Source organism: Brevibacterium sp. FME37 (assembly GCF_014897485.1).
Classification (GTDB): Bacteria; Actinomycetota; Actinomycetes; order Actinomycetales; family Brevibacteriaceae; genus Brevibacterium.
This window is the reverse complement of sequence record NZ_JABUYE010000010.1, coordinates 88,891-112,002: the sequence shown is the minus strand read 5'-3', so window position 1 is coordinate 112,002 and position 23,112 is coordinate 88,891. Positions and strand designations below refer to the sequence as shown.

The window sequence follows — 23,112 nt, the reverse complement described above, 5'->3', positions numbered from 1 at the left end:
TTGAGCGGATCTGCTGATATTCTCAAGATCTTATTGCCCCGTTGAGCGAAGGTTCCCGTGAGCGCTGAGAATGACGTGCCGACTATGGCTGATCCGAGTGTGGAGTACATGGGTGCCCTCATTCGCCGCCTGCGGGAATCGGCCGGGATGACTCTGGCTGACCTCGGCCGCGTGGCCGGGGTCAGTCAGGGACTGCTGAGCCAGATCGAACGTGGCCTGGGCAATCCCGCGTATCTCACGCTGCTCAAGATTGCCAAGGCCCTTGATGTACCCGTCGGACGTTTCTTCGACACTGATGAGGAGCCTACCGACAACCGTGTGGTCCGCGCCGATGGCCGCAGGCAGCTGCAGGTCACCGATCGTGGGCTCGTCTACGAACTGCTGACGCCGACCATGAACGGTCAGCTGTTGGTGCTCAAGGTGCGTGTCCCGGCGGGTTACTCCAACGAGTCGGTGCCCTTCGGCCATCATCGTGCCGAGGAATGCCTATTCGTCCTCGAAGGGGCCTGCTATTTCCAGATCGGCGAGGACGGCTACACCCTCGAGGCGGGTGACAGCATCACCTACCAGGGCGACCAGCCGCACTGGTTCCGTGTCATCGGAGACGCCGAGGCGGTCATCATCGCCACGATGACTCCCCCAGTGTTCTGAGGCCCGGTATTCGGAAGGCTCAGGCCTCGGTCAGACTTCAGGCGTTCTTCTTCGTCTGCTTATTGCTTTCACGCTCGAGGGCCTCGACGAGTTCGTTCTTGTTCATCGTCGAACGTCCCGGGATCTTCAGCGAAGTTGCCAGCTGGTACAGGTGATCCTTCGTAGCATTGGCGTCCACCCCGCCAGCGGTCGGGCGATCGGTGTTCTTCCCGCCCTTGGCCTGTGAGTCGGATGGCCCCGGCGAGGATTTCGGTTCCCACTTGTCACCGACCTTCTCGTGGGTGTGCTTCAACGCATCGTAGGCCACCTGGTGAGCACGCTCTTCGTCGTCGTATTCCTCCATTGCGGAGTCATAGGTCTTCGCGAAAGTGCGCTGGGCCTTGGCATCCGAATGTCGCAAGGTCGCTGGAAGCTCTGACTTCTTCGGCACTCCTGAGCTGCTCATCTTCGGCATGGTGACCACTTCTCCTCACGTACGCGGGTGTCACGGTTATTCCGACCGTAACGCAGATCACCTTCACATGTCAGGAGCCGTGCCGCACAGCCTCGGCGTCGATATCGCCTCGCCCCTCTATCGCGGGTGTGCTGGGAAGATGGCCAGTACTGCGCCGATTTCGACGAACATCCACTTCGTCCGCGGAGGTCTCCTATCGGGTGCGTGCGGCGGAGATGCCGTGGCCGAGTTGGATTCCGGTGGCGTGGCGCCGGGCCGACAACGGTGTTGGCCGAGAACGTTCTGTCACGGCGTGGGCTGGCCCCCATTGACGTTGAAGGTCTCACCCAGGACGTAACTCGACTCCGCCGAGGTGAGGAACACATAAGCTGGCGCGAGTTCCGTCGGCTGGCCGGCTCGGCCCAAGGGAGTGTTCTTCCCGAAATGGGGCAGTGCTTCCTTCGGCTGGCCGTCAGAGACCTGGAGTGGTGTCCAGATCGGGCCGGGTGCGACCGCGTTGACCCGGATGCCGCGTGGAGCCAGCTGAGTGGCCAGTCCTTTGGTGAAGTTGTTGATCGCAGCCTTAGTCGACGCGTAGTCCAGCAGGTGGGTCGACGGTGAATACGCTTGAACGGACGTTGAGTTCACAATCGTTGCGCCGGCGGGCAGATAACCCACTGCTGTCTTCGTCACGCGGAACATGGCCCGAATGTTGGTCTCGAAGGTAGTGCCCCACTGCTCATCGGAGAGATCTTCGATCTCTTCGACTGCAATCTGTCGCCCCGCGTTATTCACCAGGGCATCGAGTCCGCCCAGCCCGTCTGCCGCATCGTGGACGACCTGCTGGCAGTAGTCCGGGTCGGCGAGGTCACCAGGCAGCGGCACCGCTGTGCCGCCGGCCTCGCGGATGATGTCACAGACATGGCGTGCGTCGTCCTCCTCAGCAGGAAGGTACGACAGGGCGACATCTGCTCCTTCGCGAGCGAACGCGATAGCAACTGCCGAGCCGATGCCGGAATCGGCACCGGTGATCAGCGCCTTGCGCCCCTTGAGCCGACCGGTGCCGCGATAGCTCTGTTCGCCACGGTCAGTGCCTGGAATCAGTTCGACGTCGAGGCCAGGCTCAGGCTGGTCCTGTTTGGGCGGAGAGATGTCCGGAAATCGTTTCACCGGATCCTGGAAAGTCAGTTGGTCGCTCATGAGCTGTGGCCCCTTTCAACTGGTGGTCGATTCGCTTCGGCTGGCCAGGGTCTGTTGAGAGATAAACCGCCTGTTGAGAGATGAGCTGGTCAGTAATGCGCTGGCGGATCGCTTGCGGGAAAAGACTCGTCTTCCCACTCATCAACCAACTCATCATCATGTTCTTTGGTGGAGTGATCTGTTCCGGGCGTTTCAGCAACATCGTACGGCGCTTCATCGGGAACAGTGTTGAGGGCCTTCTCCATGCTCTCGGTTTCTCGATCATTCGTCATTGTCGCCTCTTCTCACTGATGCCGCATCCGCGATCATCAGACTCATTGCGATCTTGGTCAGCACGGTGCTCTCTGAAGCTTCCGTACTGTTCCGGTGCCGTCACGTTAACAGTCTCCTAGGAGTCTCGTAACCCCCGTTGTGACCGCGGTGGCCTGCGGGGAGAACATGCTCGACCCCTCCTGGTTCACGCGGTGACCTCCTCCGGGTCGATGTCGCCCCGGAGTCCGCGCCATACGGGATGACGCAGACGACCAGCCTCGGTGATACCTCCGTATCGGACCTCACCGACGAGGCTGGGCCGCACCCAGTTCGCGTCACGTGACTCGGCGGCAGGAACATCCAGAGAAGGTGTCTTCCGGCTCAGGCGATCGAGCTGTGCCCGCAGAGCCTGCAGCTGGTGGTCGTCGAAGCCGGTGCCCACTCGACCCAGATAGACCAGACCGTCCTTTTCGTGGGCTGCCAGCAGCAGCGAAGAGAAGGTCTCGGAACGCTCCCCTTTGCCGGTGCGCCACCCGACGATGATCACGTCGCGAGTGGAGGAGTGTTTGAGTTTGGCCCAGGTGTGGGTTCGTCTGCCCGGCAGATAGGTACTGTCGGTCTGCTTCGCCATGACTCCTTCGAGGTGGAGTTCACGACTGGCCTCCATCGCCTTGTCGACGGTTCCTTCGAAGGCCGCCGGCACATGGATGTGCTCACCCTCGGTGACTATGTCGAAGAGACGTTCGCGTCGTTCGAGATACGGGGTCTTCAGCAAGGAAGCACCAGCATCGTTTAACACATCGAAGACCATGAGATAAACCGGTGTGCGCTCACGTTCACGTTCGATGTCATTCTCACGCGTCAGCCCCATCCTGCGTTGCAGCCGCCCGAAGTCGGGGCGATTGCCCGGGCCCAGCGCAACGATCTCTGCGTCAAGGATGCAATCAGCGTCTACGCAGTCGGCGAGCTCGATGAGTTCGGGGTAGGCCTTCGTCATATCGTGACCATTGCGGCTGGTCAGCGCGATCGACCCGGACGAATCATCGGTGCCGGCGCGCACGGCGGCGAGCGCACGGATGCCGTCCCACTTCATTTCGAATGCCCAGTCCTCGGCCTGTCGGCGAACGGAGTGAAGGCTTCCGATACTGGCTAGCATCGGTGCCATGTCAGCGGGCTGCGCATCAGTGGAACCGGTGCGCTCGGGGCCCGTGGGTCCGTTTCGCTTGGAATCGGTGTGCTCAGTCGAAGGTTTGCCCCGCCTCGGCGAGTTCTTAGATGAGTTCGTGGATGAGTCTTTGGTCAGGTGGATCATCCAGTTCTTCTCGGGTTCCTTGTTCGGCCCGTGCTCGCCGGTGTTGAACAGTGCGAATCGTCGTTCTCCCCCTAGCCCGCCGTCTTCGGCCCCGTGGAGGACAGCGATGATCTCGCGACCCTCCTTCCACTTCTCGAGTTCGTAGGTCCCGGAGTCCCAGATCGTGACCTCGCCCGCACCGTACTGTCCCTTCTCGATCGTGCCTTCGAAGCTTCCGTATTCGAGCGGGTGGTCCTCGGTCTGGATGGCCAGATGGTTGTGCTTCGGATCGGTGGGCGGTCCTTTCGGCAGTGCCCACGAGACCAGCACGCCGTCGTGTTCGAGTCGGAAGTCCCAGTGCAGGGTGCTGGCGTGATGTTCCTGGATGACGAAGGAGAGCTCGTCCTCGCTGGTTCCGTGGCTGTCGGGCACCGGTTCGCTGGTGTGCTTCGGGTCACGCTTGGACCGGTAGATGTCCAGGCGGTCGCGCGGGGCCTTCGATGAACTCGACGTTCCTTTCGTCGAAGCGGGTGCGGCTCCCGCCGAGGTGGGGGCCGGATTTGCTGAATCGCCGGCAGTCTTCGCCAACGGTTCGAGCAGATCGCCGTGGTCGTCGATCCGCTCAAGGACCTCCTCGAAGCGCAGCTGCTCGACAGCGGGCGGGTCGTCGAGTTCGTCCCAGGTCCGCGGTGTCGCCACTGTGGGGGTGAACCGACCGCGCAGAGAATAGGGGGCCACTGTCGTCTTCGCCGCTGAATTCTGGGACCAGTCGATGAGCACCTTGTTCTCTCGCAGCGTCTTCTTCATGGCTGAGACGACGAGGTCTTTGTGATCGGATTCGAGGCTGCGCGCCAGCTCGTGGGCGACGTCGGAGATCTGTTGGCTTGAGGCTGATCCATCGAGCGGCGCATAGAGATGGATCCCCTTGGAGCCGCTGGTCACCGGGTAGGCGTCGAGACCCATCCCGGTCAGCAGCTCCCTGACCAGCTGTGCGACCTCGATACAGTCGGCCAGTTCGCGTCCTGGCCCAGGGCCGAGGTCGAAGACCATGCGGTCAGGATGCCGTGTCGTCGACTCGATGGTGCCGGGGTCAGATGCCCCCTTCGCGACCTGCCATTGCGGGATGTGGATTTCGAGTGAAGCCATCTGCGCTAGGTAGGTCAATGTCGCACGGTCCTGGACCAGCGGGTACCTTTTGGATCCGGTGGAATGACGGATGGAACGGGAAGTGATCCACGATGGTGCGGAGTCGGGGAGGTTCTTCTCAAAGAACTCGTCTCCTGGTTTCTGCGGTGTGCCGACACCGTCGACCCAACGTTTGCGGGTGGCAATGCGGTCATGGGCGTGCCGGATCAGGTGCTCGTGAATGCGAGCGTAGTAGTCGAGCACCTCGCTCTTGGTTGTGCCTGTCTCCGGATAGAAGACCTTGTCGAGATTGGTCAGCGTCAACCGATGCCCGTCGACGGTGACCTTCTGCTCCTGGCGTGGCATAGACACCTCCTGTGTTCTGTACGCTACCCGCTTGCACCGGCGGTAACGAGGGCCACGGAGGAACAGCCTCGGCGGTGGGGACCTACGGGGGTAGCCAAGGTGCTGAGACTGAGTTTCAATGGAGGGATGAGAGCCATTTGGACCGGACCGATTGCGTTTGGTCTCGTCAACGTTCCGGTGAAGCTGTATTCGGCCACCGAGAGCCACGACGTCAATATGCACCAGGTGCATGAGAAGGACGGCGGGCGCATCCGCAATCAGCACCGTTGTCAGGAGTGTGGGAAAGTCGTTGAGTTCGACGACATGGTCAAGGCCTACGACGACGGCGACAACCGCGTGATTCTCACGAAAGACGATTTCGAGGCCCTGCCCGCCGATGAGAATGACGATCTCGAGGTCCTCCAATTCGTGCCCAACGATCAGATCGATCCGATCATGTTGGAGAAATCGTACTTTCTGGAGCCGACGTCGAAGACTCCGAAGGCTTATCTGCTTCTGCGCCAGACCCTTGAGGACACCGACCGGACGGCCATTGTGAAGCTCACCCTGCGCACCCGCACCCGACTGGCGATCCTGCGAGTCAGTGGAAAGGTGCTCATGATCCAGACGCTGCGGTGGGCCGATGAGATCCGCGACGTCGACTTCAAGGGAGTGAACTCCCAGGCGAAGATCTCCAAAAAGGAATTGGAGATGTCAGCCAAACTCGTCGAATCGTATTCGGAAGACTTCACACCGGAGGAGTTCAACGACGACTACCAGGATGAACTGCGCAAGCTCATCGACGCGAAGATCGACAAGGGAGAGACCCTCGACCTGGAGAAGGCCTTCCCCGACGAGGAAGAGGATGAAGAGCCCGGTGGCGACGTGATCGACCTGATGGAGGCTCTGCAGAAGTCCGTGGACAGTTCACGTTCGAAGAAGAAAGGCTCAAATGGATCCGGAACGAAGAAGTCCGGATAACACGAAGCCACACGGGGGAACGCCCTGCGAAGCCTCTTTCTTCAGCTCGTTCAGCTCCCGCCACTGTCCCGCCAGGTCACTGCCCAGCCAGATCTCCCTGCGGTTCGTCGGCTTCGGCCAGTGCCGTGAGAAACCGGATAACGACCTCGCGCTCGTCGCTGCTCATGTTGGCTGCGGCGGCAAAGCGACGCGCATGTTGGCGGCCGACGGTCTCACGTGCCGCCTGCGCAGTCTGTGGTGTCACATCGATGCAGAGCGTCCGCTGATCCTTGGGATGCGGGGCACGAGTCAGGTGGCCTGCCGCGACGAGGCGGTCGATGAGCTTTGTCGTCGACGCACTGGAGATCCCCACTTCATGGGCAATGTCCCTGGGAGTGATGATCTGGCCCTGCTTCTGCGCTTGCATGAGCATCCGAATGGCGCGCATGTCACTCTCATTGAGGCGCATATACCGCCTGGATGCCTCCGCCAGCGCCCGATCGGCTTCCCGCCAGTGGCGCAGCGCCTCCATGACGGACATGCACTGCGTGATTTCGGGCTGCGTCAGCTGAGAACGATCGAAGAATTCGGGCTCGTTCGAAAAGTACTGCAATTCTGAATCCGGGTGGATTCTTCGCTCTACGCTCGACACGATGACAGCATACCGTTGCTACACTGGATTAAATCTCTCGCCTGGCTAACGAAAGTGGGTTTGAACAGTGGAAATGGTTGTTCTCGTCGACCGCACCGGAGATCCCATCGGTGTGCAGGACAAGGCCGAAGTCCATGGCCTGTCCACTCCACGACATCTGGCCTTCTCATGCCATGTCGTCGACGCGGATGGACGTCTGCTCGTCACGCGGCGCGCGCTCGGAAAGAGAACGTGGCCAGGAGTCTGGACGAATTCCTTCTGCGGCCACCCCGCACCCGGTGAGACGTTTGAGGATGCGATTCGCCGTCGTTCCGCCTTCGAGCTCGGCTTGGTCGTCGATCGCATCGGCTGCGCCATCCCCGATTTCGCCTACCACGCGCGTGATGCCTCTGGAATCGAAGAGAACGAACTCTGCCCCGTCTTCATCGCCCAGGCTGCATCGACACTGACACCGAACCCCGACGAGGTGGCCGAGACTCAGTGGACGACACCCGCAGAACTTGCAGCGGCGATCGGTGCGGCGCCCTGGGCATTCAGCCCGTGGCTGGTCGATCACTTTCCTGCGCTTGTGGACCCTATCGCCGTTCACATCGCCGAAGCGGGCGGCGATGACTGACTCCATCACTCCCATCGATGACATCGCCTACTCGTTCGACGACAGACTCACGCAGGTGCTTGCGGACGGAGGGCAACGTTCTCAGCGTTTCTCGGCACAGTACGGTCAGCTCTGGCAATCACTGACGCACATGGCAACGGGAGGAAAGATGATCCGACCGCGGCTGCTCATTGACGCCCACCATGCGCTGGGTGGCCGTGACACTGCGGCGGCCGTCGACGCGGCATGTGCCATGCAGCTATTGCACATCGCACTCGTCATCCACGACGATGTCATCGACAACGACACCGTCCGTCGTGGAGAGGCGAACATCTCCGGAGAGTTCACCTCCGCCGCGATGCACCGCGGCGCTGGCCCGCGTGAGGCTCAAGTCTGGGGAGACGCAACAGCACTGCTGGGCGGTGACCTCATGCTCACCCTCGCCCACTCTCTGCTGGCTCGGCTCGATGTCGACGACGCCAGACGCCGGGCCATCCTCGACATCTTCGATGACACGCTGTTCCAGAGTGCCGCTGGCGAACACTCAGATGTGTGGTTGAGCCTGCAGCTGGAAGAAGCGCAGGCCCAGGAGGTCCTCGAGATGGCCGGGCAGAAGACGGCCGTGTACTCGTTTCAGGCTCCCCTGCTGATCGCGGCTGTTCTGGCCGGGGCAAGCAGCACCCAGACCGCCGAACTGGCCACCATCGCTGCACAGATCGGTGTGGTCTACCAGCTGCGCGACGACGTCCTCGGACTGTTCGGCGATGAACGGAAGACCGGGAAATCCAATGTCAGTGACCTCCGTGAAGGCAAGGAGACCCTCTTGATCACGTTCGCTCGCTCCGACCCGTCCTGGCCCGAGGTGCGTCCCCTCTTCGGGGAGAGGATGCTGAGCACTGCCGATGGTCATCGGCTGCGGAACGTCATCGAGGAATCAGGAGCTCTCGTGTTCGTCGAATCCATCATCACTCAGCGCTGCGAGGACCTGTATCGACTCATCTCCGATGCAGCCCTGCCACCGACATTGAGCCGCCAGCTGATCCAGCTGACCTCCGACTGCAGCTCGCGCATCGCATGAACTCGGTGGGCATGCGAAAAGCAGTGGGAGCACGCGATGAGACCGAACCTCGCGTCGAACACGATGGAACCATGTGGAGGATCCGCTCCTACGAGGCAGCCACAACCGTGCTGCATGCGCGTCATCGGACCACTCAGGCAGGATTCACCGCAGAGAAGATCCCGCGCGGGTACTTTCGGAAACACCCCATACTGATCTCCGATGGTGACGATCACGATTCTCAGCGCAAAGAGGTCGCTCGCTATTTCGCCCCCGCGGTGGTGTCTGCGAAGTACGGAGAATTCATCAACGAGCGTGCTCAAGCCCTCGTCGACTGCGCCGTCGCAAACGGCGGTCTTCGCCTCGACGAGGCGGCTCTGAACTATTCGGTCGAAGTCACCGCCGAGATCGTGGGACTGACCGAGTCCTCCACCGATGCGATGGCCAAGCGTCTCGTCGGGTTCTTCCGACAGCCGCCTGTCGACCTCGCCGCTCCTGCGATGGGCCGAACCCGTCGCCAGTGGGCCCAGGCGGCCGTCAACGGCCTCTTGCCCATCGGACGGTTCTACGTTCACGATGTGCAACCGGCGATTCGCTCCCGGCGCATCCGACGCCGCGACGATGTGCTCTCGCATCTGCTCTCCGCCGGCTACAGCACCTCCGACATCCTCGTCGAGTGCGTAACCTACGGCACAGCCGGCATGGTGACGACTCGCGAATTCATCACCATGGCCTGTTGGCATCTGCTGACGGACGAAGAGCTGGGCCGTCGCTACACCGAATCCTCACAGCCCACCCGTCTGAAGATCCTCGAGGAGATCATCCGCCTCGACCCTGTCGTCGGCCACCTCTACCGCCGAGCGCAAGCCGATATCGAGGTCTCGGACAACGGATGCCCCCACACCATCTCCGCAGGCGACCTGATCGACGTGTGTGTAAGACAGACCAACACCGACCCCCACGCGATGGGGACCGCACCGGAGACGATCAACCCCGGGCGCGATCTCGGACGGGGGAAGGCCGCGACGGGGCTGAGCTTCAGCGACGGAGCCCACGCGTGCCCCGGCCAGCCACTGGCTCTCTACGAAACCGATGCCCTTGTCCACAAGCTCCTGGCCATCGGCCCACGCCTCCTCCGGAAGCCCGAAATCAGCTGGGACAACGTCATCGAGGGGTACCGCCTGCGCGGCATGGACCTGAGCCTGATGGAAAGGTCACGTCCAGCAGCAACTGTTCGGTCCGCCCCTCAGCACGAACGCGGCGGATCGCAGCCGCCGGCTTCGCCCCACACCGCTGCGAGAATGACCCTATGAGCGCCTACGAGTACCTGCTGCTGATGGGAGCCTGCCTGCTGATCACGCTTCCCCTCGAGCTGCTGTTCTCCGCCCGGGTCTATCGCCGCTGGAAGCTCCTCCTCGGGTCTCTCATCCCGGTCATCCTCGTCTTCTCCCTCTGGGACATCATCGCGATCGCTCGGGACCATTGGACGTACAACCAGCAGTTCGTCACCGGCCTCCACCTCGGCAACCTGCCGCTGGAGGAACTCGTCTTCTTCATCGTCATCCCCATCTGTGCCCTGCTCAGCTACGAGGCAGCGGGCACCGTGCTCAACTTCTTCACGAAGAGGGCCACCAGCCGGAAGGGTGGAGGCGATGATGCCTGAATACACGGTAATGACGGCGATCGGCATCGTTGTCGTCATCGGGCTCGAAGCCTTCGTCTTTCGCAGCGGGATCTTCCGACGGGCGAAGTACTGGGCCGCGCTCGCCATCTGTCTGGGATTCCAATGCCTGGTCGACGGCTGGCTGACCAAATTGAGCGATCCCATCGTCATCTACACCCCGTCACACCTCCTGAATGTGCGCTTCCCCTGGGACATTCCAATCGAAGACTTCGGATTCGGATTCGCCATGATCACCTCTGTGCTCATGGTGTGGCAATGGCAGCTCAATCGTTCGCAGAAAGGCACCGAATGACACCTGGACCACGGCCGAGAGACCGATGTGCGCAGAACATCCCGGCACCGCAGGGACGTTCGCGGCCGCTCAGGCCCAAACGGGTCACCGTCATCGGAGCCGGCATCGCTGGACTGGCAGCGGCTGCGATCCTCGCCGAACACGGTGCCAAGGTCACGGTGATCGAGAAGAACGACCACCTCGGCGGGCGTGTGAGTGCATGGCCGGTAGAGGACGATCGGACCATGAGCCGAGGATTCCACGCATTTTTTCGGCAGTACTACAACCTTCGCGATCTGCTCAGTCGGGCGGATCCCGAGCTTCAACGCCTGCAGCCCGTCGACGACTACCCCCTCCTCCATCGCCGAGGCTCCACGGACACCTTCGCCTCGATCCCGCGGACTCCACCGTTCAATCTCCTCGGGTTCGTCTGGCAGAGTCCGACGTTTCCTCTCCGCCGGCTCCTCGATGTCGACATCCCGGCTGCGGTTGAACTCATCGACGTCGAGTTTCCCGCCACCTATCGACGTTACGACGGTGAGTCCGCGGCCGACTTCCTCGACCGGCTGCGCTTCCCCGACGAAGCCCGACATCTGGCTCTTGAGGTGTTCGCACGCTCCTTCTTCGCCGATCCGCAAGATTTCTCCGCCGGTGAGCTCATCGCCATGTTCCACACCTACTTCGCCGGATCGGCAGAGGGCCTGCTCTTCGACGTCCCCGTCGATGACTACGACACCGCTCTCTGGGCCCCACTGGCCGAATATCTCACCGGAATCGGTGTGCAGATCCGCACCGGGGAGATGGTGACCTCGCTTGAATCCACCTCGTCGGGTTGGATGGTGTCGACCGACGGCCAGGAGGTCCACGGCGATGCAGTTGTCCTCGCGGCCGATCCCGCGCGAGCTCGTGAGCTGCTGAGGGTCAGCCGCGACTCGATCGTGCGCACCGCTCCAGCCGCGCTGGGCTGGCTGGAGAACATCGACTCGCTGACCAACGCACCCGCTTTCGCTGTGCTGCGTCTCTGGCTCGGTGCACCCGTGGCTGAGCATCGGCCGGAGTTTTTGGGCACCAGCGGTTATGACGTCCTCGACAATGTCTCGGTGCTCGAACGCTTCGAGGAAGGGGCCAAGCAGTGGGCGCAGTCCCACAACGGTTCGGTTCTGGAACTTCACGCCTACGCGCTCGACATCGACGCTGATCCTTCTGAGCGGGACAGGGCGAGCATCGTGGCCCGTCTGCTCTCTGACCTGCATCAGGTCTACCCCGAAACTGCGCATCTGCCCATCGTGGACCAAGAGCTGCTCATCGAAGCGGACTGCGCGTTGACGGACACCCGCCCCTGGGATGAGCGGCCCGAGGCTGCCACCCCGATTCCTGGATTGGTCGTCGCCGGTGACTATGTGCGCTGCGACTTACCTGTGGCACTTATGGAACGCGCCACGACGACCGGTTACATGGCGGCCAATCACCTCCTCGCCTCGTGGAGGGTCGAAGGAACCCCGCTGTGGTCACCACCGACTCGCGGACTGCTGAGACGCGGGGCCCTGGGACTGCTGAGACGTGGCGCACAAAGCCTCTCGAGGAGACACCGATGACCGCCTATTTCTCACGAACATCACTGCGAACCACAGAGAGGATCTCATGACCGCCGATTGGAAACGCTTCATCATTCCGTCCGCGGTGTGCGCGGGAGCGGCGACGCTTGGAGCACTCGGGACGAAAGTCGACTCCGCCTGGTACACGAATCTGAAGAAGCCCGCCTGGCAACCACCGGGCAAGGTCTTCGGACCCGCGTGGACAACTCTGTACTCATTGACAGCATTCGCCTCGGGGCGAGCGCTGAACCGCCTGCCGAACAGTCGCGACCGGCGGGCATATCTGGGTGAGTTGGGTGTCAACATGGCAGTCAATGTGGCATGGAGTTGGCTGTTCTTCTCCGCCCGTCGCCCGGACGCCTCTCTCCTTGCGTCGGCCGTGTTGGAAGCGTCGACGCTGAGGCTGCTGAAGAAGGCTGCCACGGTCGATCGGGTGTCGGCCGTCGCGCTCGCACCATACGCGGCCTGGGTAGGATTCGCGACTGTCCTCAACGCGGAGATCCTCCGTCTCAATCCGGGCGAGACGAACCGGTGCCTGGCACTCACCCGAACGAAGAGCGCCTGATGGCCGCTGCCGACGAGAGCCTCACCTTGGTGTGGTTTCGTGATGATCTGCGCGTGCGCGATCACGCCGCGCTGACGGCCGCGCGTGCCGATGGCCGCGTCATCGCCGTGTGGATCCGTGAGGCCCGCGATGATGAGGGCCTGGGGCCCAGACCGCTGGGCGGGGCAAGCCGGTGGTGGGCACACGAGTCACTGGCCGTCCTCCACCAGGAGCTCTCTGAGCTGAGCATTCCTCTGCTCTTCGCCGCGGGAGAGGCGGCTGGGATCATTCCGCAGCTGGCCAGTCGCCTCGGCGTAGATGCGGTTCGCTGGTCGCGTCGTTATGCTCCTGCGTCCCGAGCGCTCGACAGCCAGATCAAGACTGCGTTGAGCAATCAGGGCATCGCGGTCCATTCCCACATCGGGTCCCTCCTCGTCGAGCCTTGGACGGCCGCCCCTCAGGGTGGTGACCATTACAAAGTCTTCACCCCGTTCTGGAAGGCCGTGTCAGGACGCGAAGTCGGTGACGTGCTGCCGACGCCGGAACCACAAACACAACTAGACCCGGCTCTGCTGGAATCGGCACGAGCCTGCTCAGCCGTGACCGACCTCGACGGCCTGGGACTCCTCGACGGCACCGGGTCCGGTTCAGGAGATTTCGCTGCGGCCGGGGGCCCACGGTGGTGGCAGAACACCGTCGCCCGCCACTGGTCGCCGGGCCTCCGGGCCGCTGCCAGCCAGCTTGAGGATCTGGGCGCGGGCATCGATGGCTACAGCACCACCAGGGATGTGCCCTCGGACGCGACGAGCACATCTCGACTCTCGCCGAGGCTGCGGTTCGGAGAACTGTCACCGCGGCAACTTCTCCACGCCGCCCAGACGACAACATCCGTTTCCGCAGATGATCGCGCAGCCTGGATCCGTCAGCTCTATTGGCGCGAATTCTCCTGGCATCTGACCTACCACTACCCCGACATCGACTACACACCGATCAGAGACGAGTTCCGACACTTCCCCTACGAAGACGACGATGAGGCGCTGGCCCGCTGGAGGTCCGGAACCACCGGCTACCCACTCATCGATGCAGGAATGGCACAGCTGTGGGAGACCGGGTGGATGCACAACCGGGTCCGCATGGTCACAGCGAGCTTCCTCACCAAGAACCTCCTCCAACACTGGTGGTCCGGCGAGCAATGGTTCTGGGACACCCTCGTCGACGCCGATGAAGCCAACAACCCTGTCTCCTGGCAGTGGGTCGCCGGCAGCGGTGCCGACGCCGCTCCCTATTTCCGTGTCTTCAATCCCGAACGACAACGCGAACGTTTCGACCCTGACGGCGCCTATATCGACGACTGGCTCCCTTATTCGACTGACGCATCGCCGACTCACATCGTTGACCTTGCAGATTCACGTCACGCCGCGCTGGGTGCCTACGATCGGATGAAGAACATGTCTGCAGGAGCCGAGCCCGCAGGGCCAGAGTCTGCAGGGCCAGAGTCTGCAGGGCCAGAGCCCGCGGGGCAAAAGTCCGCAGAAGACTAAGACGCGAAGGCGGTTGAGAACATGAGGGTGCTTCTAGCAGGATGCGGTGACCTGGGAACCCGCTTGGGCCTGAGGCTCGTGGACAGCGGCCAGGAGGTCATCGGCTTGCGCCGACACCCAGAAGAGCTTCCCGACTCGTTCGAAAAGTTGTACGTCGACCTTGGCAACCCCGGCACCATCACCATCGAAGGCGTTGATGCAGTGGTGATCACGCTGACTCCCGATGACTATTCCGATGCAAGCTATGAGCAGACGTATCGCCGCGGAGTCGAAGGTCTGATCAGCATCCTGGGCTCTCGCCCCAAGCGGGTAATTCTCGTGTCCTCGACTCGGGTTCTCGGCGCCGCAGCACCCGGGGAGACCACGGATGAGGAGACCGTGCCCAAACCCGAGTCGGGCCCTGCCCGCACTCTCTGGGACACCGAAGAGCTCATTCGTGCCACATACCCATCCGCTGCGATCGTTCGGGCCGCCGGGATCTATGGTCGCGAGGATTCGCCGCTCATCAAGGGAGTTCGGTCGGGCCGAGCAGTCAACTACCGCCGATGGACGAATCGCGTTCACTACCGCGATCTCATCCGAGGCATGGAAGCCCTCCTGTTCACCCCAGACCCGCCGCAGCTGTTGCATGCTGCGGACTCGTGTCCGGTCCAGCTGGGTGAGGTCGTCGGATTTCTGGCCTCCGCTCTGGACATCTCGGCTCCACCGGATCTGGAGGACGAGCCTGAAGCAGGGCGGCGAATCAAGAACACTCGGTTCCAAGACCTCCTCGGATCGCTGGAGTTCCCCACGTTTCGCGAGGGATACTCGCATGAGCTGCGTTCCACGAAGTGAACGGACAAAGCTGATCTGGAGAACCGGCTCCACCGGTTAAGTCAGCTGGAGATCAGTGATGCAGGTTGCGCCCTCATCGGTTGTGGAGAAGTCGGCAGAACCGGACTTGCCGTCGTAGCCGACCTCGATGGTTCCCTTGATATCGCTTGGCACCCAGAACCCGACGAAACCGTTGTCGAAGGTCGTGGCTGTTTCATCGACCACGATGTCGCCGGCGGCCTTGTCGGCGATCTGGACATCGATCTTCTTTTTGTTGAGCTCTCCCAGGCAGGTGGTCAGGCTGTGATAGAAGCAGTCGTGAGTGGTGTTCACAAACGGGGCAATCGACACATACGTCTTATCTGCCGGTAAGTCGAGGGTCACTTCCTGCGCCTCTCCAGCCAATACGAGTTCATCAGGATAGACCGAGGCCATCAGATCGCCTGGTCGATCGGCTACGTCCAGCTGATCGAGATGATCGATTGCTTCAACAGCATCCATTCCTGACAGCCCATGGTCAGAGAGGAATTCCTCCGACGAGACCTGCTCGACATCGGGTCCCGAATCTGAGCCTCCGGTTGTACAGCCAGCCAACAGCAGCGTGAGGGCCGCGATGGCAATTCCACGTCGTTTCATTCCATCTCCTCGCATCGCATTCGTGTTGCCCACCACAAACAGCGGACAGGCTTGATTGCCATTGACAACTATACCCCCTATGGGTATATGCTCGGCGCCAGATACCTACCCCCGGTATTCAATTGTGGAGGAGCAACATGAGTGAGAACTGCGAGCCAAACGACGCCACCGCCGCTCAGACAAATGAAGCTGGCGCGGATCCCTCTTGCCCTGCTGCTGGTCACGAGCACGGATACATCCGTGACAAAGGCCGATATCAACGACGGCTGGCACGCATCGAGGGTCAGGTTCGGGGAATCGAGCGGATGGTCGATGAAGAGCAGTATTGCATCGACATCCTCACCCAGGTCTCAGCAATCCAATCAGCGCTGCGCAACGTAGCTCGAGGACTTCTCGACGACCACATGCGCAGCTGCGTCGTCGACGCAGTCAAGGACGGCGGAGCCGACGCCGATTCCAAGCTCGACGAAGTCTCTGAAGCCATCAGCCGACTGATGCGCAGCTAACCCACAGACAAGAAGCAGGAGGACATCATGAGCAGCCCACATCCCCATGTGTCGGACGAGCACCACGACCACAACTCGCTCAGCACCCAGGACCACGACTCACACAGCCAGCACAGCGGTCATGGCGACCACAACGGCCACAGCGGCCATGGCGGACACAGTGATCATGCCGGCCACGGCGGCCACGGTGATCACGCGGCCATGTTCAAGAACAAGTTCTGGCTGAGCCTGGCACTGTCGATCCCGGTCGTGTTCTTCAGCTCCATGTTTGCCAGCCTGCTCGGGTACACGACACCGGAGTTCCCGGGAGCCGACTGGATTGCCCCAATATTGGGCACCGTCATCTATTTCTATGGCGGCATGCCATTCCTCACCGGCGGATGGTCGGAACTGAAGTCGCGCCAACCGGGCATGATGCTGCTCATCGCCATGGCCATCACCGTCGCGTTCGTGGCTTCATGGATCACCAGCCTAGGTATCGGCGGGTTCATGCTCGATTTCTGGTGGGAACTGGGCCTGCTCGTTGTCATCATGCTGTTGGGCCATTGGATGGAGATGCGTGCCTTGGGCGCGGCATCTGGTGCACTCGATGCTCTTGCCGATCTGATCCCAGACGAGGCAGACAAGGTCACCGACGACGGAACCGTGACCGTGCCGATCAGTGAGCTCACGACCGGAGACATCGTTCTCGTGCGGTCCGGGGCACGAGTACCGGCCGATGGCAGCATCGTCGACGGTACGGCAGAGTTCGACGAATCCATGATCACCGGCGAATCGAAGACCGTCACCCGTGCAAGCGGGGATCATGTGGTCGCTGGCACCGTCGCAACAGACAACTCCGTGCAAGTCTCGGTCGAAGCCATCGGCGAGGACACCGCACTGGCCGGCATCCAACGCCTGGTCGCCGAAGCCCAGCAATCCTCATCCCGGGCACAAGCACTGGCTGACCGGGCCGCGGCCTGGCTGTTCTGGTTCGCGCTGGGCGCAGGCATCATCACCTTCCTTGTCTGGTTCCTCATCGGCCAGCCCGATGATGCAGTGATCCGTACTGTGACTGTCCTCGTCATCGCCTGCCCACATGCATTGGGCCTGGCAATTCCTCTCGTCATCGCGATCTCCACTGAGCGAGCCGCAAAGGCCGGAGTACTGATCAAGAACCGCATTGCTCTGGAGCGGATGCGCACGGTCAACGTCGTCCTCTTCGACAAGACAGGCACCCTCACCGAGGGCGCTCACGCAGTCACCGACATCGCAACCGCAGCGGACATCACAGACGGGAAGCTGCTGGCCATCGCCGCCGCGGCCGAAGCTGATAGTGAACACCCCGTGGCACGGGCAATCGTGACGGCTGCCAGTGAGCACGAGGAAGCTTCGGCGATGGCCTTGGTCGGCTCTGAGTTCAGGTCTGCCACCGGACGAGGGGTGCGCGCAGTCGTCGACGGTGCAGAGATCACTGTCGGAGGACCCAATATGCTGCGTGAGCTCAACCTCGACCCACCAGCTGATATTGCCGCCAGGACTCAGGAATGGGTCGATCGCGGAGCCAGCATCCTGCATGTGGTCTCCGACGGACAGATCATCGGGGCCCTGGCTCTGGAAGATCGGGTTCGGCCGGAATCACAGGCAGCAGTGGAGGCCCTGCACAGTCGAGGTGTAGCTGTTGCCATGATCACCGGCGACGCTCGTCAAGTCGCTGACGCAGTGGCCGCGGATCTGGGGATCGACGAGGTCTTTGCCGACGTCCTCCCGCAGGACAAGGACACCAAGGTCGCTGAGCTTCAGAGTCGTGGACAGGCTGTGGCTATGGTCGGAGATGGCGTCAATGATGCCCCGGCCCTGGCACGAGCTGAGGTCGGCATCGCCATCGGTGCCGGCACGGATGTGGCGATGGAATCAGCGGGAGTTGTCCTCGCTGGAAATGACCCCCGTGCCGTGCTGTCGATGATCGACCTCTCGCGGGCCAGCTATCGCAAGATGCTGCAGAACCTGGCCTGGGCTACCGGCTACAACGTTCTCGCCGTTCCTCTCGCAGCTGGTGTCCTCGCACCGATCGGGTTCGTCTTGTCCCCTGCAGTCGGGGCAATCCTGATGTCGCTGTCGACGATCGTCGTCGCACTCAACGCCCAGCTGCTGCGCCGAGTCGATCTCGACCCAGCCACACTCGCAGCCCTGCCCGTGGAAGATGCAACTGTCTGAAAGGTCGGCGGGATCGTCGCCCCATAAATCACCGATCCGAACGTCGGTGCACCGTAGGGCCTGTGGGTCCGGAAAAGAAGGAGAAACATGAAGAAGACCACACCGTTGACGACAATCGCTGCGATCGCAGCCGCGACAGCCCTGGCATTGTCCGGGTGTGCCAGTTCCGGAGAAGACGAAGCGGGTCAACCTTCTCAGGACCAGTCCGAGTCGTCATCCGGTGAGGGGCATGGCGACAGCCATGAGCACGCCGCTGATGGCGGCGATCCGCCAGCGGGCATCAAGAAGGCGTCCGATCCGAAGTACGCCGTCGGTGATGAGGTCAAACTCACGGCCGACCATATGCCAGGGATGAAGAGTGCAGAGGCGACGATTTCAGGCGCCTTCGACACCACGACCTATTCGGTCAGCTACACCCCAACCGATGGCGGCGACCCGGTGAAGGATCACAAGTGGGTTGTTCATGAGGAACTCGACAACCCCGGGAAAGCACCCCTGAAGGACGGCTCTGAGGTGAAGCTCGAAGCCGACCATATGCCAGGAATGAAGGGCGCAGAGGCAACGATCGCAAGCTCGACCGATGAAACTGTCTACATGGTCGATGTCGACACGGACGAGATGACGATGACAAACCATAAGTGGGTTGTCGAAGACGAAATCAAGCCAGCCGAGTAGACCCGTTGCCGACGGGCAGCGGCCCCGGACTCGAGTCACCTCGGATGCGTTTGAGCACCAGTTCGGCGCTGATCAGACACATCGGCACACCGACACCGGGAGCGGTCGTCGCACCTGCATAGTAGAGCCCCTCCACGTTTTTGGAGACATTCTGCTGGCGGAACATCGCACTCTGTCGCAGCGTATGGGCTGGCCCGAGCATCCCCCCGAGCCACGAATTGAAGTTGCTGGAGAAGTCCGTCGGCCCCTGAGTCTGTCGAAATCTGATCCGATCTCTCAAATCAGGGATATCGGCCCAACGGGCAATCTGCTCAATGGCTCGATCCGCTGCACGTTCGATGCGTGGATCTCCCTGCCCGTCGCGGCCCCCGGCGCCCATTCCGGCATCAGCCGGCACAGGGATGAGGATGAAGAGATTCTCGTGATCAGGTGGTGCCACACTGGGATCGGTGTGGCTGGGTTTGCACACATAGGCCGATGCCGGGGAGGAGATCTTCGGTCGAGGGCCGAAGATGTCGTCGAAGTTAGTCGACCAGTCGTCGGTGAAGAAGAGTGAGTGATGCGGAAGCTGCGGGACCTCACCCTCGATTCCGAGAAAGACCAGAATGGCGCCCGGCCCACTCGTCACCCTCTCCCACCAGCTTTCAGGGAAGCTCCGATCGACAGAGTCCAGGAGCTGAGTCTCCGTATGGTGAAGATCAGCGGCTGAGACGACGGTGTCACAACGGTGTTCGTGATTCCGGCCCTCGTGATCCGTCCAGACGAGGCCGGTGGCTTTTCGGCGTCCGCTGCCTTGTGGTGCGGCAGAGATGTGTGTGACGGTCGCATCGGTGTGCACGCGGACTCCGGATCTTTCGACGATGCGGGTCAATGCATCGGCGATGGTCCTGAATCCTCCCATCGGGTACTGGACCCCGTCGCACAGGTCCAAGGCACTCATCAGGTGGTAGATCGCCGGTGCCCTCCGTGGGTCTGTGCCGAGGAAGATCGCCGGGTATTGGAGGATCTGCCTCAGCACAGGATGCTTCACCGAGGTGGAGGAGAAGCGCTCAAGAGATGTGCCGAGCAGACGAACCAGAGTCGGAAGCGCGGTCATGACCTCTGGCCGAAGCATCGACATCGGTGAGGTGAAGAGATTATAGAGAAAGTAGTCGATCGCCATCTTCCTGGTGCGGTTGGCCGATGCCAGATATCGGCTCAGAGAACGACCGCTGCCCCGCTCGGTGCGCTCGAAGACCTCGAGGACCTGGGCTTTGCCCTGCGGAATCGTGATCGTCTGCGCTTGTGAGGATGTCGTGGCGGGGCTGAATACGGTGTAGGCCGGGTCGAGGGGGCGCAGATCCAGTTCGGCGCTCGCAGAGGTCCCGACAAGATTGAAGAAATGTTCGTAGACCTCCGGCATCAGGTACCAGGACGGTCCGGTGTCGAACCGATAACCGTCCCGCTCGATCGAACCGATACGGCCGCCGAGAGTCGAATTCTGCTCGAAGAGGTCGACCGTGTGCCCCTCACGGGCCAACAGTGCCGCAGTGGCCAATCCCGCTGCCCCTCCGCCGATGACGCCGATGCGCTGTGTCATGGTCGCCTCTCCCTCGCCGTGACGACGATGGCCTTCGAAGCCAGCCTTGCTTTCACCACGTTGGGGATGCGCACTCGTTCTTGATACAGACGTTCGACGGGAGTGACAGCAATCCTCTCGTTCAGAGCGGAGAAGAGGGCTGCGGCGCTTCTCACCGCTGTTCTGGCATCTTTCGGCAGAAGCGAGAAAGTGGCCTGAGCATGTGCGAGCTGTCGTCGAATCCTGATCACCCACACGGTTTTGTCGGCGTCCGTGAGTCGACTGTCGGCGGTGAGATAGCTGCGGCGCAGTCTCAGACTGTCGTCGGCGAGGTCGCGGAGGAAATTCACGTTCTGAAACGCCGCTCCGAGTTGTCGCGCACCGAATTCCAGCTGCTCGGTTTCAGCGGGCGTGCGATTCTGAGCACAGAGGAAGACTTTGAGGCACATGAGGCCCACCACCTCTGCGGAGCCGTAGACGTAGTCCCGATGTTCGTCCGGGCCGAAGCTGCGCACGGATGAGGGGGGTTCGCTGAGCGTACTCACATCTGCTCGCATCGAAGCGAAGAACGGTTCGATGAGATCACCAGCGATTCCGGTCGTCCTGGCGGTCTGAGCGAATGCGTGGATGATCAGGTTGTCGCTGATGCCGAATCTCAGGGCGCTGCGGGTTGCGTTCGCGAAGCCATCGAGCAGTTCGTACTGCTCTTTCGTTTCGAGTCCGGCGTCGGAGGCAAGCCCATCGACGATCTCATCGGCGATTCTGACGAGAGCGTAGATGTTGCGAATGTGGTGACGGTGGTTGGAACCGAGAAGTCTGGTGGCCAGTGCGAAAGACGTCGAATAGTTCGAGATGACGGCGTTGGCTGCCTGCTGAGCCGTCCGACTGAACACCTCGTGCGTCTGTGAGAACATATTCGTTAGCTTAGCTAACGATTATGTGGTTGGCCTCGCTTTCACCGAGATTTTTCCGCCGCTCCGGCGATATTCTTCGCCATGGCAGGAAAGATGAGCCGATGGAAAGGCGAGACGAACCCCCAATAGAGTCGCCCTCGGATGCCTTTCGGAATGAAGACCGCTCGCTGCCTGAAATCGCAGCCACGACCAGCCTCGGTGGTGGTGAATTCGAGCCATGCACTGCCTGACACCTGCATTTCGGCACGAAGGAGCAGACGATGCTCGGGGTCCAGCTCCTCGACCCGCCACCAATCGACAGGGTCACCGACACGCAGACGGTCCGGCAGGCGTCGCCCACGATTGAGTCCAACGCCACCGACGAGCTTGTCCCACACACCTCGCACCTTCCATGCGAGTGGCCATGAATACCAGCCATTTCGTCCGCCGATGCCTTCGATGACTGGCCACAGCTGCTCAGGCGTCAGCCCTGGAAAGCGCAGTGTCCGGTCATCGGTGAATACTCGCTCTCCTGCCCATTCGGGATCGTTGGGCAGAGGTTTCGCTGCCTGGGCAAGCTCCCCCGCATCGGCATCCCAATTAGTATCGACGGCCCCTTCAGCCTCGCGCTGCAGCGCTAAGCGCACGGACTGCTCATAGTTGAGCAGACCGTCCGGTGGTGGCGATATGACAGAGTCGACATCGCGGTCTTTGGTGACAGCATCCTCTTGCAGTGACTGGACGAGCGGCAGGGTCAGCGTGAACGGCAGCGGGGTAACGAGGCCAACCCAGATCCCGGACAGTGTGGGTGCGGGCAGAGGTAACGTGAGGACGTGCCGGGGCTTGAGTCCGGCGATCGCGGCGAACGTCTTCATGATCTCGGCATACTTGAGAACATCATGGGACCCGATGTCGAAGGCACGGTTGACGTCACCGTCGATGTCGACGGCCCTGAGGAGGTAGTAGAGCACATCACGGACCGCCAGTGGTTCAACGTGATTGGTGACCCACCTCGGCGCCGGCATCAACCGCAAAGTCAGGGCGAGGTGACGAACCATCTCGAAGGAGGCCGATCCAGATCCGATGATGATGCCTGCCTGGAACGCGACAGTGGGCACAGACGAGTCGATGAGAATCCGGCCGACCTCTGCTCGCGAGCGCATGTGCATGGACAGGTCCGCCTTGTCGGGGTGGAGTCCTCCGAGGTAGACGATGCGTCGGACGCCTGCGGCTTCTGCTGTTTCGGCTACCCGTCTGGCGGTTGCGGCTTCCCTGTCTTCGAAGTCGTGCCCCGATCCCATCGAGTGGACGAGGTGGTGGATGATCTCGGCTCCGGTGGCAGCCTCGACGAGGCCGTCCCCATCGTCGAGGTCGACGCGATGGATGTCGACGTCATCGGCCCAAGGCACCTGTTCGAGTTTGTGCGGTGATCTCACGGCGACGCGAACACGGTGGCCGGCCTGCAATAGGCGAGGGACGAGGCGTCCCCCGATGTAACCGGTGGCTCCGAGCACCAGGACCGTGCGGGGGTGGCGTGATGGCTCGATGGCTTCAGGGTGAGATTGTTCCACGCTGTCACCATAAGTATAATTCGCTAGCTTGGCTAGTGATCGACGAGACTCAGATAAACAGTCCGGAT

23 protein-coding genes are annotated in these 23,112 nt (G+C 61.7%); 14 read left to right on the top strand and 9 right to left on the bottom strand.

Translation table 11 applies throughout. From position 1 onward, the window contains the following. The first annotated feature begins 57 nt into the window (after window positions 1–57). Complete coding sequence (locus INT29_RS12935) at window positions 58–651, top strand: helix-turn-helix domain-containing protein (RefSeq protein WP_193071890.1); 594 nt, start codon at window positions 58–60, stop codon at window positions 649–651. Window positions 652–688: 37 nt separating this feature from the next. Here the strand turns inward: INT29_RS12935 and INT29_RS12930 are convergent, their stop codons facing one another. The 4 genes from INT29_RS12930 to INT29_RS12915 all read right to left on the bottom strand — a co-directional run bounded on the left by INT29_RS12930 (window position 689) and on the right by INT29_RS12915 (window position 5,318). Continuing rightward, window positions 689–1,105: a ChaB family protein gene (locus INT29_RS12930; protein WP_101574704.1), complete on the bottom strand. Its 417-nt coding sequence runs from the start codon at window positions 1,103–1,105 to the stop codon at window positions 689–691. Window positions 1,106–1,390: 285 nt separating this feature from the next. Further along, window positions 1,391–2,284, bottom strand: a complete 894-nt coding sequence (locus INT29_RS12925; RefSeq protein WP_193071889.1) for an SDR family oxidoreductase — start codon at window positions 2,282–2,284, stop codon at window positions 1,391–1,393. Window positions 2,285–2,373: 89 nt separating this feature from the next. After that, entirely contained in the window at window positions 2,374–2,556 is a 183-nt protein-coding gene (locus INT29_RS12920; RefSeq protein ID WP_193071921.1) for a hypothetical protein, read from the bottom strand. 185 nt (window positions 2,557–2,741) lie between these two features. Then, the gene (locus tag INT29_RS12915; protein ID WP_193071888.1) at window positions 2,742–5,318 is read right to left on the bottom strand and encodes an ATP-dependent DNA ligase; all 2,577 of its coding nucleotides are present in this window, start codon (window positions 5,316–5,318) and stop codon (window positions 2,742–2,744) included. Window positions 5,319–5,444: 126 nt separating this feature from the next. On the opposite strand from INT29_RS12915, the gene INT29_RS12910 reads away from it, so the two are divergent. Beyond that, on the top strand, window positions 5,445–6,278 hold the full coding sequence (locus tag INT29_RS12910) for a Ku protein (RefSeq protein WP_193071887.1): 834 nt from the start codon (window positions 5,445–5,447) through the stop codon (window positions 6,276–6,278). A gap of 76 nt (window positions 6,279–6,354) precedes the next feature. Here INT29_RS12910 and INT29_RS12905 read toward each other — a convergent pair whose 3' ends face one another. Beyond that, window positions 6,355–6,909: a MarR family winged helix-turn-helix transcriptional regulator gene (locus tag INT29_RS12905; protein WP_319020901.1), complete on the bottom strand. Its 555-nt coding sequence runs from the start codon at window positions 6,907–6,909 to the stop codon at window positions 6,355–6,357. 73 nt (window positions 6,910–6,982) lie between these two features. On the opposite strand from INT29_RS12905, the gene idi reads away from it, so the two are divergent. The 9 genes from idi to INT29_RS12860 are packed head-to-tail and all read left to right on the top strand — an operon-like array spanning window position 6,983 to window position 15,030. Then, window positions 6,983–7,525 (top strand): isopentenyl-diphosphate Delta-isomerase, encoded by a 543-nt coding sequence (gene idi / locus INT29_RS12900; RefSeq protein WP_193071886.1) that lies wholly within the window; start codon window positions 6,983–6,985, stop codon window positions 7,523–7,525. Further along, window positions 7,518–8,582, top strand: coding sequence for a polyprenyl synthetase family protein (locus INT29_RS12895; protein ID WP_193071885.1), 1,065 nt, complete (start codon window positions 7,518–7,520; stop codon window positions 8,580–8,582). Before idi ends, INT29_RS12895 begins: the two co-directional genes overlap by 8 nt. Window positions 8,583–8,593: 11 nt before the next feature. Continuing rightward, the gene (locus INT29_RS12890) at window positions 8,594–9,874 is read left to right on the top strand and encodes a cytochrome P450 (RefSeq protein ID WP_226841978.1); all 1,281 of its coding nucleotides are present in this window, start codon (window positions 8,594–8,596) and stop codon (window positions 9,872–9,874) included. Continuing rightward, a complete protein-coding gene (locus INT29_RS12885; RefSeq protein ID WP_193071884.1) occupies window positions 9,871–10,224 on the top strand; it encodes a lycopene cyclase domain-containing protein in 354 nt (117 codons plus the stop codon). The genes INT29_RS12890 and INT29_RS12885 overlap by 4 nt, the downstream gene beginning before the upstream one ends. After that, the gene (locus tag INT29_RS12880; RefSeq protein ID WP_193071883.1) at window positions 10,214–10,537 is read left to right on the top strand and encodes a lycopene cyclase domain-containing protein; all 324 of its coding nucleotides are present in this window, start codon (window positions 10,214–10,216) and stop codon (window positions 10,535–10,537) included. Before INT29_RS12885 ends, INT29_RS12880 begins: the two co-directional genes overlap by 11 nt. Next, entirely contained in the window at window positions 10,534–12,111 is a 1,578-nt protein-coding gene (locus tag INT29_RS12875; protein ID WP_193071882.1) for an FAD-dependent oxidoreductase, read from the top strand. The genes INT29_RS12880 and INT29_RS12875 overlap by 4 nt, the downstream gene beginning before the upstream one ends. Before the next feature lie 46 nt (window positions 12,112–12,157). After that, a complete protein-coding gene (locus INT29_RS12870; RefSeq protein WP_193071881.1) occupies window positions 12,158–12,676 on the top strand; it encodes a TspO/MBR family protein in 519 nt (172 codons plus the stop codon). Further along, window positions 12,676–14,196 (top strand): cryptochrome/photolyase family protein, encoded by a 1,521-nt coding sequence (locus INT29_RS12865; RefSeq protein WP_193071880.1) that lies wholly within the window; start codon window positions 12,676–12,678, stop codon window positions 14,194–14,196. The genes INT29_RS12870 and INT29_RS12865 overlap by 1 nt, the downstream gene beginning before the upstream one ends. Window positions 14,197–14,217: 21 nt before the next feature. Then, window positions 14,218–15,030: an NAD(P)-binding domain-containing protein gene (locus INT29_RS12860; protein WP_193071879.1), complete on the top strand. Its 813-nt coding sequence runs from the start codon at window positions 14,218–14,220 to the stop codon at window positions 15,028–15,030. A gap of 36 nt (window positions 15,031–15,066) precedes the next feature. Here INT29_RS12860 and INT29_RS12855 read toward each other — a convergent pair whose 3' ends face one another. Beyond that, window positions 15,067–15,645 carry a CueP family metal-binding protein gene (locus INT29_RS12855; protein WP_193071878.1) on the bottom strand — a complete coding sequence of 193 codons (579 nt, stop codon included), beginning with the start codon at window positions 15,643–15,645 and terminating at the stop codon, window positions 15,067–15,069. A 137-nt stretch (window positions 15,646–15,782) separates the two neighbouring features. On the opposite strand from INT29_RS12855, the gene INT29_RS12850 reads away from it, so the two are divergent. The 3 genes from INT29_RS12850 to INT29_RS12840 all read left to right on the top strand — a co-directional run bounded on the left by INT29_RS12850 (window position 15,783) and on the right by INT29_RS12840 (window position 19,022). Continuing rightward, complete coding sequence (locus tag INT29_RS12850) at window positions 15,783–16,151, top strand: metal-sensitive transcriptional regulator (protein ID WP_193071877.1); 369 nt, start codon at window positions 15,783–15,785, stop codon at window positions 16,149–16,151. A 27-nt stretch (window positions 16,152–16,178) separates the two neighbouring features. Beyond that, a complete protein-coding gene (locus INT29_RS12845; RefSeq protein WP_193071876.1) occupies window positions 16,179–18,347 on the top strand; it encodes a heavy metal translocating P-type ATPase in 2,169 nt (722 codons plus the stop codon). Window positions 18,348–18,434: 87 nt separating this feature from the next. Next, complete coding sequence (locus tag INT29_RS12840; protein ID WP_193071875.1) at window positions 18,435–19,022, top strand: YdhK family protein; 588 nt, start codon at window positions 18,435–18,437, stop codon at window positions 19,020–19,022. Here the strand turns inward: INT29_RS12840 and crtI are convergent. From crtI to INT29_RS12825, 3 genes are read right to left on the bottom strand one after another with little or no spacing between them, the layout of a single operon-like run. Then, window positions 19,006–20,601 (bottom strand): phytoene desaturase family protein, encoded by a 1,596-nt coding sequence (gene crtI, locus INT29_RS12835; protein ID WP_193071874.1) that lies wholly within the window; start codon window positions 20,599–20,601, stop codon window positions 19,006–19,008. The genes INT29_RS12840 and crtI overlap by 17 nt on opposite strands. After that, window positions 20,598–21,494 carry a phytoene/squalene synthase family protein gene (locus tag INT29_RS12830; RefSeq protein ID WP_101573762.1) on the bottom strand — a complete coding sequence of 299 codons (897 nt, stop codon included), beginning with the start codon at window positions 21,492–21,494 and terminating at the stop codon, window positions 20,598–20,600. The genes crtI and INT29_RS12830 overlap by 4 nt, the downstream gene beginning before the upstream one ends. A gap of 41 nt (window positions 21,495–21,535) precedes the next feature. Next, complete coding sequence (locus tag INT29_RS12825; RefSeq protein WP_193071873.1) at window positions 21,536–23,044, bottom strand: SDR family oxidoreductase; 1,509 nt, start codon at window positions 23,042–23,044, stop codon at window positions 21,536–21,538. Window positions 23,045–23,112: the final 68 nt, after the last annotated feature.